This window comes from Barnesiella sp. WM24 (assembly GCF_004570975.1).
In the GTDB taxonomy this organism is placed as follows: Bacteria; Bacteroidota; Bacteroidia; order Bacteroidales; family Muribaculaceae; genus Muribaculum.
The window spans coordinates 286,238-299,633 of record NZ_SPPC01000005.1 but is presented as its reverse complement, the minus strand read 5'-3'; the positions used below and the strand labels follow the sequence as shown (position 1 = coordinate 299,633).

Annotated in this window: 10 protein-coding genes and 1 rRNA gene; 9 read left to right on the top strand and 2 right to left on the bottom strand. The window is 46.6% G+C overall.

The window, feature by feature from the left end; genetic code table 11:
* A 5S ribosomal RNA gene (gene rrf / locus E4T81_RS07455) occupies nucleotides 1-91 on the top strand; the annotation flags it as partial.
* A 171-nt stretch (nucleotides 92-262) separates the two neighbouring features.
* Here the strand turns inward: rrf and E4T81_RS07450 are convergent.
* Nucleotides 263-1,087, bottom strand: a complete 825-nt coding sequence (locus tag E4T81_RS07450) for a tetratricopeptide repeat protein (RefSeq protein WP_135042954.1) — start codon at nucleotides 1,085-1,087, stop codon at nucleotides 263-265.
* A gap of 122 nt (nucleotides 1,088-1,209) precedes the next feature.
* Between E4T81_RS07450 and E4T81_RS07445 the strand changes: the two genes are divergently transcribed.
* The 6 genes from E4T81_RS07445 to E4T81_RS07420 all read left to right on the top strand — a co-directional run bounded on the left by E4T81_RS07445 (nucleotide 1,210) and on the right by E4T81_RS07420 (nucleotide 9,570).
* Nucleotides 1,210-2,337: a clostripain-related cysteine peptidase gene (locus E4T81_RS07445; RefSeq protein WP_135042952.1), complete on the top strand. Its 1,128-nt coding sequence runs from the start codon at nucleotides 1,210-1,212 to the stop codon at nucleotides 2,335-2,337.
* Nucleotides 2,338-2,378: 41 nt separating this feature from the next.
* Nucleotides 2,379-3,521: a mechanosensitive ion channel family protein gene (locus E4T81_RS07440; RefSeq protein WP_135042950.1), complete on the top strand. Its 1,143-nt coding sequence runs from the start codon at nucleotides 2,379-2,381 to the stop codon at nucleotides 3,519-3,521.
* Nucleotides 3,522-3,721: 200 nt separating this feature from the next.
* On the top strand, nucleotides 3,722-5,455 hold the full coding sequence (recJ, locus tag E4T81_RS07435) for a single-stranded-DNA-specific exonuclease RecJ (protein ID WP_135042948.1): 1,734 nt from the start codon (nucleotides 3,722-3,724) through the stop codon (nucleotides 5,453-5,455).
* 8 nt (nucleotides 5,456-5,463) lie between these two features.
* A complete protein-coding gene (locus tag E4T81_RS07430; protein ID WP_135042946.1) occupies nucleotides 5,464-7,359 on the top strand; it encodes an ATP-dependent DNA helicase RecQ in 1,896 nt (631 codons plus the stop codon).
* 5 nt (nucleotides 7,360-7,364) lie between these two features.
* Nucleotides 7,365-8,291: a tRNA-dihydrouridine synthase family protein gene (locus E4T81_RS07425; protein WP_167761772.1), complete on the top strand. Its 927-nt coding sequence runs from the start codon at nucleotides 7,365-7,367 to the stop codon at nucleotides 8,289-8,291.
* A gap of 409 nt (nucleotides 8,292-8,700) precedes the next feature.
* On the top strand, nucleotides 8,701-9,570 hold the full coding sequence (locus E4T81_RS07420; RefSeq protein WP_135042942.1) for a hypothetical protein: 870 nt from the start codon (nucleotides 8,701-8,703) through the stop codon (nucleotides 9,568-9,570).
* Between the two features lie 222 nt (nucleotides 9,571-9,792).
* Here the strand turns inward: E4T81_RS07420 and E4T81_RS07415 are convergent, their stop codons facing one another.
* Nucleotides 9,793-11,046 (bottom strand): ATP-binding protein, encoded by a 1,254-nt coding sequence (locus E4T81_RS07415; protein WP_135042940.1) that lies wholly within the window; start codon nucleotides 11,044-11,046, stop codon nucleotides 9,793-9,795.
* Between the two features lie 479 nt (nucleotides 11,047-11,525).
* Between E4T81_RS07415 and E4T81_RS15995 the strand changes: the two genes are divergently transcribed.
* Nucleotides 11,526-11,648 carry a hypothetical protein gene (locus E4T81_RS15995; RefSeq protein ID WP_256371509.1) on the top strand — a complete coding sequence of 41 codons (123 nt, stop codon included), beginning with the start codon at nucleotides 11,526-11,528 and terminating at the stop codon, nucleotides 11,646-11,648.
* 91 nt (nucleotides 11,649-11,739) lie between these two features.
* Nucleotides 11,740-13,392 carry a helix-turn-helix transcriptional regulator gene (locus tag E4T81_RS07410; protein ID WP_135042938.1) on the top strand — a complete coding sequence of 551 codons (1,653 nt, stop codon included), beginning with the start codon at nucleotides 11,740-11,742 and terminating at the stop codon, nucleotides 13,390-13,392.
* The last annotated feature ends 4 nt before the right edge of the window (nucleotides 13,393-13,396 follow it).

Here is a 13,396-nt window from a genome sequence, read left to right as displayed (position 1 = left end):
GGGGCTCCACCTCTTCCCATTCCGAACAGAGAAGTTAAACCCCGCCACGCCGATGGTACTGCGAAAGTGGGAGAGTAGGTAACCGCCCCCTTCGAGGCTGCAAGCAACCCTTGCAGCCTCTTTTTTTTACCCATACCCCAACCGATTATTGTAAATTCAGCATAGCGCTGCAGCGCCACACTTTACCGCGTGTATACCGAGGTGGCGCAAATGAAAAAGGGGCTGTGGAGAGCCCCCGGAGATGTTTTGGTGTTTTGCCTGATTATTGCGACATGAGCTGCATGGCTCGCTTGCGGTCGATGCCAAGCTTGATTGCCTTGGTGAGGTCGGCTCGCGCATCATCGTTCATGTAGCGCATCTTGTTCAGGTAGGCGCGGTATAGATATAATTCGCCATCTTCCGGATTGATTTCAAGCCCGGAACTGATGTCGGCGGAAGCTTCGTTAAGGCGTTGAAGCATGAGATAGCACACTGCGCGTGCTCCATACATTTCCGTTGTTTCCGCTTGTTCAAGGATAGCGGTGTAATAAGGTATGGCTTTTTCCCATTGTTCTGTCGCTGAATAGTAGGAGGCATATGCAATCTTTGTTTCCTGCGCTTCAGGCGAGAGAATTTCCAGCCGTTCGCAATCTTTAAGCGACTTTTCAAATTCATCTTGTCGCAGCGACATTATGGCGTGCATATACAGCGGCTCTATGAGAGTAGAGTCAAGTTCGATTATCCGCGAATAGTCGTCATAAGCCTCCTTGTCGCGTCCGAGCGCTGTCAATACCTGTGCCCTGTTGGAAAGCACGGTGACGGAGACAGGAGCGCGCCTGTGGGCTTCGTCGAGTGTGGCTATGGCGAGACTGTCGTTGCCAAGGTTATAGCGCACTATGCCGAGATTGGAAAGCAGCAGGATATTGGAGGGGTTGAGCGGCTGCGAGTCGATAGCCTCGGTCAGATAATCTTCCGCATCCTTCCATTTGCCTTCGGCTATAGCCTTATCGGCTTCGCCTACAAGATCAAAGTAAGATTGTGCCATAATCGCAGGCGAGGCACAGCTCAAAGCAATGATTGCCGCAGCAGTCTTGAAATGTGATTGCATGTCTTGTTACTGTGTTTATTGTGCAAATATAGCTTTAATTCTGTTAGTTAATAAAGATATTAGTCAGCGTTTAGAGTATTTTATGATTTATAACAAAAAAGAATTGTTACCTTTGTAGAATTATGAGACATTACATTATCGCATTAATCTTAGCTTTGACGGTTACAGCGTGTGGCAACGACGAGCCCCTCACTACGGTGTCGCGCACGGTGCTTGTCTATATCGCCGGCAATAACAGCCTCGGATATACGTATGATGAAAGGGATATAGCCGAGATGGAGACTGCCGTAAAAGCAGGTGCGCTTAATGGCGGACGTCTGTTGGTATATCATGCCGATGTCACCGGCAATCCCGTGCTTGCCGAGATTACTGAAGACGGCTACACTCCGCTTATGGAGTATAAGGATGGCTTGTCGTCGGTGTCAGTCGGAGCGATGAAGCAGGCTTTCAGCGACATGCGTGCTGTTGCCCCCGCCGATGATTACGGTCTTGTCTTGTGGAGCCATGCCAGCGGATGGATTGACTATGGAAGGAGCCCGGAAACCAAACTTAACAGGTCATGGGGTATAGACGGGAAATATCAGATGACCATTCCTGACCTTGGCAGGGCACTTGAGGGGGAGTATTTCTCGTTTATATATTTTGACTGCTGCTTCATGGGCAACATCGAGTCGCTGTATGAGATACGTCACGCCACGCCTTATGTAGTCGCCTCACCGGCAGAGACGCCTCTTGACGGAATGCCATATGACCTTAACGTGGAGTGTTTTTTTAAGAAGACTCCTGACCTTGTCGGGGCAGCAGAAAATACATTTTCGACCTACGATAACCTTTCAGGCAGAAGCCGGAGCTGTACGATGTCAGTCTATGACATGGCTTATATTGAAGAAGTGGCTTCTGCCACGCGTGCTGTCATGCTTGACAATGCCGTTGCCGCCGAGGGATTTGTGCAGCAGCAGTATGGCACCGCAGGGTTTAAGGGCTTATTTTATGACTTGACCCACTATATGTATTCGCTGTCGACTGACGGAAACGCTCTTGCCGCTTACGAGGCTGCGATGGATAAATTTGTCATCTATGAGGCTCACACTCCGCAGATGGCGTTAAGCTTGCCTGCCATAGATTTGAACAATTGCTACGGTGTGTCGTGTTACATAGTAGAGGCGAGCGACGGGCGGTTGACTCTCACCGGCAATTATAGCGATTTGCAGTGGTGGAAAGATGTCGTGGCTCCCGTCTATGGTCTATAGACTGATTAAATAATCATAATTCAAGTATATTAATCAATTATATGTTAAGCGGACAATTTGATCAGATAATACAGAGCGCCACTTCACAGCTTCCGGCTCCTGCCGCTCCCGCCGACACTGTGGCAAAGGCGTCGTCAACGGGCATGAAGGCACTCGAAAATATGTCGTTGGACGACTTTATCAACCGCGCTGTCAGTGGTATCGTGGACTTCGCGATACACCTTGCCATAGCCATATTGGTCTTTTATGTAGGCAAGTTCATAATACAGCGCATCTACAAGATGGTTGACTCAATCTTTATCAGGCGACAGTTTGACCGCTCATTGTCGACATTTATTCTAAGCCTTATAAGGATTCTGCTCTATTTCATCCTTGTCGTGACGGTGATAGGCATCCTCGGAGTAGAGACAAGCTCATTCCTTGCGATATTTGCCTCAGCCGGTGTCGCAATCGGTCTGGCACTGAGCGGCACGTTGCAGAACTTTGCCGGGGGAGTGCTTATACTGCTCCTCAAGCCTTATAAAATCGGAGATTATATCGAGGCGCAAGGTTTTGCCGGAACGGTAAAGGAAATTCAGATTTTCAGTACGATAATAAACACTGCCGATAACAAGCAGATTATAATCCCCAACGGACCTCTGTCGACGAGCACTATCAACAACTACTCCAAGGAGGATTACCGTCGGGTCGACTGGACGGTCTCCATAGCTTATGGTGATGACGTGACTGCCGCTAAAGACGCTATCCTTGATATGCTTTTGTCTGATCCGCGAGTGGTGAAAAAGTATGTGGAAGATGACAGAAAGGAGCGTAACATGCCTCAGCCGGTTTCTGACCGCGATGCTGAGGACGCTGAGAAGGCGCTTGATGAGCCGATAAAGATACCCTGGTGGCAGCGCGCTTTTTCAAGCAAGAAAAAGGTTGCCGGTATCGCCCACAAGATAGAGGAGCGTCACGCCCGGGCAAAAGCGTTGCTTGAGAAAGCCGACAGGGCGCCGTTTGTAGCGTTGAACACACTAAATGCAAGCAGTGTCGACCTTGTCGTGAGGGCATGGACTCCCGCGTCGACTTATTGGCCGCTATATTTCGAGATGAACGAGCGGTTTTACAAAGAGTTACCGGAAAAGGGATTTCATTTCCCATTTCCGCAGATGGATGTACATATTCAAAATGCCACTTCTTAAAAGTTTAATTTAATATAAAAGGAGAACTTGTATAGCCATTTTTTAAAAAGAAATGGCTATATTTGCAATTATGCCGTAAGACTGCTTTCGCAATTCTCTCCGCTATGCGATGAACGGCGGTCGTGGACAGCCTTGTCTCTCTCTTCAGCTCATGTGACACATGGGCATTTTTGCTATGCAAAAAATAAAAAACAACATAAATGATAAGTAAATGGAATTACTTACCCCTTACTACAGAACAACAAAGATTAGAGACGGAATTGGCGTCCAAATACGCCAAATGTCATCCTATTAGCGAGCTACTGGTACAACGTGGCATTTCTTCGGTCGACGAGGCGGAGCGTTTTTTCCACCCGTCGCTCAAGGACTTGCACGACCCGTTCCTTATGCCCGATATGGACAAGGCTGTAAACAGGCTTAATAAAGCCATGGGGTCAAAGGAGAAAATTATGGTGTTTGGAGACTATGATGTCGACGGGACTACATCTGTCGCGCTTGTCTACAAATACCTGCAAAATTTTTACTCCAATATAGAATATTACATACCCACCCGTTATGACGAGGGCTATGGCATTTCGATGAAAACCATCGACGAGGCCCATGACGAGGGGGTGAAACTGATTATTATCCTGGATTGCGGCATCAAGGCAATCGAGGAGATAAAGTATGCGGCGTCGCTTGGCATAGATTTCATAATCTGTGACCATCATGTGCCTGACGACGAGCTGCCGCCAGCTGTTGCGATACTCAATCCCAAGCTGGAGGGCAGCACATATCCGTGTCCCCATCTTTCAGGATGCGGTGTAGGGTTCAAGTTCATGCAGGCATTTGCCAAAAGCAATGGAATCGTAGGCAATGATCTTGAAAACATGCTTGATCTTGTCGCAGTAAGTATTGCCGCCGACATTGTGCCTATGGTCGGTGAAAACCGTATTCTCGCCTATTGGGGTCTGAAACGGATAAATGCCAATCCTAACGTAGGTCTGCGTGCCATTATCAAGATCTGTCAGCTCGGCAACCGCGAGATTACGATCAGTGACGTTATCTTCAAGATCGGTCCGCGCATCAATGCCTCTGGTCGCATGCAGAGTGGCAGGGAGGCAGTAGAGCTGCTTGTGTCGCGTGACTTTGCCGACGCCTATCAGAAAGCAAAGAATATCGACCAGTATAATCGCGACCGTAAGGAGCTTGACAAGCGCATCACTGAAGAGGCCAACACGATTCTTGAAAGTCACGGCTCGCTTCTTTCTGACAAAAAGTCGATTGTAATCTACAATAAAGACTGGCATAAGGGCATAATAGGTATTGTCGCCTCCAGACTTACTGAGCTTTATTATAAGCCTTCGGTCGTATTGACTCTGTCAAACGGTCTTGCCACCGGTTCCTCGCGCTCCGTGCAGGGATTTGATGTCTACAGCGCTATCGACGCGTCGCGTGACCTGCTTGAGAATTTCGGCGGTCACACATATGCTGTGGGGCTTTCGATGAAAGAAGAGAATATCCCGGAATTTACCCGGCGTTTCGAGGAGTATGTGGCTAAAAACATACTGCCTTCTCAGCTGACTCCCCAGCTTGACATAGATGCCTACGTGACATTTTCTGAAATTACACCGGAGTTCATCTCGCTGTTGCGAAAGTTTAATCCATTCGGACCGGGAAATCAGAAACCGATGTTTTGTAGCCGTGGTGTACTTGATTTCGGCACGAGCAAACTCGTCGGCAAGCATCTTGAGCATATCAAGCTTGAACTTGTCGACAATACATCAGGAAAGGTGTTTAACGGTATCGCGTTCAATATGGGGCGTTACTTCGACCATATCCATGCCCGCAAGCCGTTTGACATATGCTACACGATTGAGGAAAACAAGCATCAGAGCGCGGCAAGCAGTATCCAGCTACAGGTAAAGGGTATCCGCGTGGCAAACGACGATTAGACTCAGCCATGCCGCTTTCTCCCCGCGACATATTGTCACGTTACTGGGGTTATGATGACTTCCGCCCTCTCCAGCTTGACATCATAGAGTCGGTGCTTGGCGGTCATGATACACTCGGTCTGCTCCCTACCGGAGGCGGCAAGTCGATTGCATTTCAGGTGCCGGCAATGTTGCTTCCGGGGCTTACTGTGGTCGTCACGCCTCTTATCTCGTTGATGAAAGACCAGGTCGACAATCTGCGTGACCGGGGAATCAAGGCTACATATCTTCACGCCGGACTCACGCGCGGAGAGCAGACCCTTGTGTTTGACAGGTGTCGCCTCGGTAGGGTGAAACTCCTTTATGTCTCGCCTGAGAAGCTGCGCTCCGAGTCATTCATCGCTGTATTACGCGAGATTCAGGTAAGCCTGATTGTCGTGGATGAAGCCCACTGTATCTCCCAATGGGGCTATGATTTCCGCCCGTCCTATCTTCTGATAGGCGAGTTGCGCGGACATTTCCCGTCGACGCCCGTGCTTGCATTGACTGCCTCGGCGACACCGGAGGTGGTGGATGATATAATGGCTCGTCTCGGCTTCGACGGCAGGAGAGTGTTTGCAAAGAGTTTTTCGCGTGACAACCTTTCTTATGTCGTGCGCAATGACATCTATAAGGACCGTCAGCTTGTCAATATACTCTCGTCGACCTGTGGCAGCGCTATTGTATATGTAAGGTCGCGCAAGCGCACCCGTGAAATCGCCGCGATGCTTGATGACGCCGGCATATCTGCGGGATATTACCATGCCGGACTTGACATTGAAGAGAAAAACGAGCGGCAACGCGCTTGGAAGGATGATGAAGTAAGGGTGATGGTCGCCACCAACGCTTTCGGCATGGGCATTGACAAGCCCGATGTCAGGGTAGTGGTTCATTATGACCTCCCGTCATCACTTGAAGAGTATTATCAGGAGGCGGGTCGTGCGGGGCGCGACGGCAAAGAGTCGTTTGCCGTGCTGCTCGTGGCAAAGACCGACAAGGCCCGTCTTACGCGCATGATTTCTGACGCGTTTCCTGACAAGGAGTTTATCCGTCGTGTTTACGAGCTTGCAGGCAATTTTGTGAATGTCGCTGTCGGAAGCGGCTACAATATGGTCTACGAGTTCAATTTCGCGCTTTTTGTGAAGACTTACGGTCTACCCCCGCTCCCTACGCGGAGTGCCATGCAGCTGCTTACCCAGTCGGGCTATTTTGAGTTTATCGAGGAGGTGACAATGCAGTCGCGTGTCATGATTATAGCCAAAAAAGAGGAGTTCTACAGCATCCGGCTTGAAGAGGAAGAGGAGAGTGTGTTCAACATCCTTCTGCGCAGCTATACGGGACTGTTTGCCGATTATATATATATCAATGAGGCTGTCATTGCACGTCGAGCCGAAGTAACGGAGCAGAAGGTCTACGAGACGCTGCTCAAACTCTCGCGCATGCGTGTGTTGCAATACATTCCTCGCAAGAGTACGCCATATCTGTATTATACCACTTCGCGTGAGCTGCCTAAGCATGTGGCGTTGCCTCTCAGCGTTTACGAGCATCAGCGCAAGCGTCTTGAACGGCGTATTGAGTCGATGAGACGCTTTGCCTTCGCCGATGATGAATGTCGGGTCAATGTCATGCTCCGGTATTTTGGAGAGAATCCGGAGAAGGATTGTGGCAAATGTGACGTATGTCGCGGCAAGCGTAGCAGCAAGCGTTCATATGACGGACTTTCCGAGTCGCTTTTGTATATGGTCGAGCGCGAGCCGCGCACAATCGACTACCTTGTCAAGGAGTCGTCATGCCGCAAGGATGTGGTGATAGAGGAGGTGAGGCGTCTTGTGTCGCGCGGCAAGCTTGTAATAACGTCAGGAGACATGATTTCTAAGAAAAAATGATTAAGATGGAAAATAAGATTATTGCAGTCGCCCCGATGCAGGGCTATACCGATGCCCCCTTCAGGCACTTTCATTCCGCGATTTATGATGGGGCAGGTGACATGTATTGCTCTCCGTTTATCAGGGTGGAGCATGGTGAGATACGCCGCCGTGACCTTCGTGACATAACATCGGAGTTCAACAGCGGCATGAATCTGCTTCCCCAGATAATATTTCGTGACCTTGACGAGTTCCGCCGGCTTGTGGAGGCGGTGGCAGGTGCAGGCTATGGAAAAATAGACCTCAATATGGGCTGTCCGTTTCCTCCGCAGGTTAAAAAGGGGCGTGGTGCGGGAATGATTTTGAATCCGGCGGAACTGAAGCGTATCGTCTCTGCCGTCAATTCTTATCAGGAGATACACTTTTCTGTGAAAATGCGTCTTGGAGTGACGTCTCCCGATGAGTTCCGTGGTGTAGTGCCGTTGCTCAACGAGATGCGTCTTGAGCATGTGACTGTCCATCCGCGAGTAGCCGCGCAGCAGTATGGCGGTGAGTTATATATGGCGCAATATGAGGAGCTTCGTGATGCCTTGTCTCATCCTGTGATATATAATGGCGATATCATATCGCCCGCCGATATTAATGCCGCTCTTAGCCATGGTGATGGAGCCATGATAGGGCGTGGCATACTTGCACGACCGTCTATTATCGCCGAGTGGCGTGAGGGAAGAGAGTGGAATGACAGTGAACGCCTTGAAAAGATATTGCAACTGCATGCCGGTATCTTTGACCACTATGAGGCGACACTATGCGGTGATGCTCAGATACTGATGAAGATAAAGCCGTTTTGGGACTATCTTGAGCCTGAAATCGGGCATAAGAGCTTTAAGCTGATTAAGAAAGCGACCTCTGTAGCCAAATATCAGTCGGCAGTAGCCACAATCACCGACTGATCGCTGCCGGTCGGTGATTGTGGCTACTGCAGCTGTTATCAGGTGTGTTATATTTATTATAACCGGTCATTTCTTATACGAAAAAATTACTATCTTTGCAACTGATTCCGGATTATCCGGATAACATATGATTAAGAAGCGTTTTTAGCTTTATCCTTTTACGAAAATCGCCAACCTTCAGTTGTTTTACTGAAGTTTTTTCAATACCGAAGGATTAGCAGTAAGACGCTCCACGTGTCGTATTGCCTGCCTTAATCGAGGCTCGCTATATTGACAAGGCGTGGGGTGGGCTGTTTATCTCGGTATGGGCGTTTGGCGATGCCTCGTAAATGATAGACTGAACATCGTCCACGCTTCTTATTTTTAGTAATAGATTGTGTCAGGGCGAGGCATGTGGAAAGTTTTTGTTATGAATCTGTTTTGGCTATCTAATTCTGACGTTTGTAGGCTTACCCGGGAATGGAGTGATGTTGAAAAGTCATTGCTGCTTGTAAAACTATTGCCTGACAAGTTGCTGCCTTTGGTTTCATCGGTCGGTAATGCGGCTCAAAGGCGGTTTAGGCTCTCCGGAAGAGTTAAGTCAATGAAATGTGTTGATTTGAAATTCACCATAGATAGAAAAGGCGTCGCGGTTAAAGAAGAGGTGCCGCTGTCAATGCAAGAGGTAAGTTTCGACCCGGCTGGGAATATATTGAGCGTAATCGGTTTTGAGGGGCTTGAAACAGTAACGACAGGAAAATGTAGAGGAATGAATGTGCCTGTCGGTGTCGTGAATGATTTATATAGTTATGAAGACGAGTCTGTTAAGCATGTGGCGCGTTTTGACTCACAGGAAAGTGACAGGTATCATTATAGTGAAACCGGCATATTGGAAGAAATACGTTCTGCAAGCGGTGCGCGGCGTCAATATATTTACAGTGATGTGTGTACGATTATAAAAGACTATGCTCCCGATGAAACTCTCCGGCTTTCTGTTATCCACTATTCTGACTGCATGATTGTACAATCGCCGTGGCTTACTTACAAGTGTTTCATCGACGATTGCCGTCGAATTTCAACAGTTCACTTATATATGAATCCTTCGTCTACAGTTGAACCGTTAGTGATAGATTTCAGCTACAATTCAGCAGGAGATGTAGTTGAGGAAATATGTTCTACCGGTGAGGTATATATCTATCGGTATGAGTATGATGTTAACGGTAACTGGGTCGTTTGCCGTTGCTGCCTTGGCTCACGTTTAGTGGCGTGGAGGGAGAGAGCAATCACTTATCACGGCTAATGCAGCTATTATTGGTGCCAACCGGTGATATTTTGTGACTGCAGCTGTTATCAGGTGTATCATATTTATTTTTCACTCAGATTGTCTTGTCAAGTGGTCAGGATAATGCTGGAAGGTAAAGCCCTATATTTTATATCCAGTTGGTTCAAAGATATTTATCAAATGGTTTGTAAAAAAGTGTTCAATAGCTCCTGCAAGGGAAAAACTCGATCCGATTCGTCGTTACAGTTCAAGTGAGTTTTCCTTCAATAAGAAGTCATACACACTCATTGTTGTGATGCCGTTATTGTCCCTCTCCACTAAAATGGGATTTCCTACAATCACTATTTTCTTAAATGAATCATCAATGTTGCGAAGTGAGTTTTGCTCCTGTGCGACCGTTTCATCGGAGTCAAGTCGGTAAGCGGACTGTATATAATATCTCCGGTTGCCCTTGTTTGCTACAAAGTCAACTTCATAGCTGACACGCTTTTGGTTGCCATTCTCATCACGGATTACCAAAGGTACTATTCCAACGTCAACATTAAATCCCCTCACACGAAGTTCGTTGTATATAATATTCTCCATCATGTGCGTCTTTTCGAGCTGGCGAAAATTCAGTCTTGCATTGCGCAGACCAAGATCCACAAAATAATATTTATAGGGCGTGTCAATATACTTTTTCCCCTTGATGTCATATCGTTGTGATTTCTCAACGAGAAATGAATCACAGATATAGTCAAGATAATTCTTTATGGTCTTGTCAGAGAGTTTTACTTTCTTTTCACTTAGGAATGTGTTTGCGAGCTTACTCGGATTAGTCAGGCAGCCGATATTTGACGAAATAATATCAAGCAGAATCTCCAATTCCTCATCATGCTTTATATTATAACGTTCTTTTATATCAGTGATATAGGTTTCTGCAAATAATGCTTTCAGATATTCTGCCTTTCGTTCTTCTGACTTATATTCCAATACTTGAGGCAATCCTCCATAAGTCATAAACTCCTCAAAAGCCAGTTCCGTACTCTTATCGGTTGCAGACATAAATTCCCTGAAATTTAATGGGAATACTTTTATTTCCTCACCTCGTCCTCGAAAGGTGGTTATGACATCCTTAGACAGGAACCGTGCATTACTGCCCGTAACGTACACATCTACATTCTTAATTTTCAGATAACTATTGAGCACATCTTCGAACTCGTCAACCAACTGAATCTCATCAATGAGAATATAATACATCTCCTTGTCAATCATTTTAGCATCAATGTACTCCAACAGATTGTCAGGATTACGTAGCGACTTATTTCTGCGGTTCTCCAGATCTATTTTAATGATATGGTCAGATGAAACACCCTCTGCCTCCAACCAGTCGGCAAATAGATCGAACAGGAGATATGATTTACCACTTCGGCGAACACCGGTAATAATCTTTATCATTCCGTTATGACGGCTTTCTACAACCTTGTCAAGATATATTTTTCTTTCTATCCTCATGGTATTCCGAACAAATGTCATTTGTGACACTTTTTCGGAGTGTGAAGTTAGCCATAAATTTTATAAAGACCAAATATCGCGAGTATTTTCACTTGAAAAAGTAGGTCTAATACTGCTTTCTCTTGTGTACTATCTGCAACAGATACTCCAACTTTCTACCTTTTATCCATCTCAAAAGCCTATTCAGCATCCAAAATCGCACTATTATTGTAAGAATGAGACATCTGTAGCCAAATATCAGTCGGTGATAGCTACAACGAAAAAGTATATGTAGCGCATAGACAGTGTCGCAGTATCTTGAACCCCCATCCGTTTCCATTATTTTTGACATAACGTTCGTATCATATTTTGTAAGAAATCCGATGAAATAATCCAAAAGGCTCAAAATTTGTTGTAACTTTGTAGACTACTTAATAATAGGAGACAAAATCATAGCAAGACCAATAGCAGAAACACCGATTCTTACAGGCGATGATGCTGTGCGCTTTGAGAAGCTCCGAATTGAAGTCGAGAATCTCAGCAAGGAACAGCGTGCCGATAACACAAGAAAACTCCAGGAGGCGGTTAAGAAGGCTAAGGAATACATTACCATCTGCATATAAAAGATGAAACTTGTAAGACTTCCCGAGCGTAAGCCCGGCTATTAAAATTGGCATTATTCGCATAATGCAAGATTTAATATAATCAGAAACGATGAAAAAAATCATATACTTATTGATTGCGATTCTTGCATTTGCTATTTCTTCTTGCTCGAAGTCAAATTCCCGATATAATAGGGATATAGACAATGCCGAAAAGGTGATGCAAAGCAAGGCGGACAGTGCATTGTCCATATTGGAGACGATTGACCCCTCGGAATTAAAGGTTGACTCCATACGGGCTAAATATCGTTATCTATTGGCTTACGGCCACATGCGTTGTAACCGCTCTATGATAGGTGATTCTCTTATCTCTTACGCTCATGAATATTATCGTGGCAAAGATGTGGTAAGGGACATTCGTAGCGGAATGGCATTTGCCTGGTATAAGTTTTGGGTAGGCGATACTCCCGGAGCAATGGCAATGCTTGATTCACTTGCGGGTTTGCCCAACGTTCCCGATTCAATCATGGTTCAGACATTGAGGACTCGTGTATTGCTCGGGGCTGCGGAGTATCAAGGTCGGGAGCTTGTACCCTTCGCCAAGAGGCTTGAATCTCTTGAAACAGACTCCCTGAGAAAGATTGAAGCAAAATATATGCTTCTGACGGGATACGAATATGCCGGCGAACCGGATTCGGCTCTCTATATCTTAAGCGAACTTGTAGGCTACGCTCGTAAGAATAAATGGGGTGACAAGCATTTTCAGTTTGAAATAGAACGCGCACAGTTGTTGACCGAACAAGGGAGAAACACAGAGAGCGACGCTCTTATTGACGAAATTTTCCGAAAAGCGGGTCCCGACAATAGAGCGGCATACCTCCTTCACTTCCAATATGCGATTAATGCTTTGAATTCCGGTGAAACAAGACGTGCTTCGCGACACCTTGCCATTGCTGACAGCCTCGCTGTCGGACTGAGAGGAGAAGATGACGCCTATTTCCGCAGTTACAGTAATCTTATTCATGCTATCATAGACTTCAAGCAGACCGGCAGAATCAAGCTCACGCACATTAATGGGTTGAATAACCGACAGAACGAACGCTACAATCGAATGAAAGCCTCGCAGTTGGAGTCTGAACGCGGTGCATTGCACCAGCAGAACCGCGCTTTGGCTCTGAAAGCGGAAAGCGAACATAAGACGGTGGTAATCCTGATAATCGGTATTGTCGCGTTGCTTGTGGTGGCAGGTGCATTCTGGATCATCATAACGCGCCGTCAGCGGGAGCGCGAAAACGAGGAACGAATCGAAGCCTTGCAAAAAATGGTAGATGAGTATAAATCTGCTCCGTCCGCACAAGAATGTGAAATCAATGATTCTTCAGCATTGCGTAGCGTCATGCTCAAGCAACTCGGAATTATCAAGATGGTGGCTGAGATCCCTACCGAACAGAACCGGGAAATGCTTCGTAAGATCTCATCAATTGATGGCGAAACCAACGGTGAACTCGTCGACTGGGAAAATGTCTATAAGATAATCGACAATTTGTATTCGGGATTCTACAGTACACTCCACAGCAGATATGGCGATGTTCTGAGTCCGAAAGAGGAACAGATAATAGTGCTTATGGTGGCCGGTTTCTCGACAAAGGAAATCAGCGTAATCACCGGTCACACCACTTCTACAATTTATGTCCGTAAAACCTCCATAAGAAAGAAGCTCGGTGTGCCGGAGAAAGAAGATATTGTAGTGTATCTGCTGGGATAGGTGG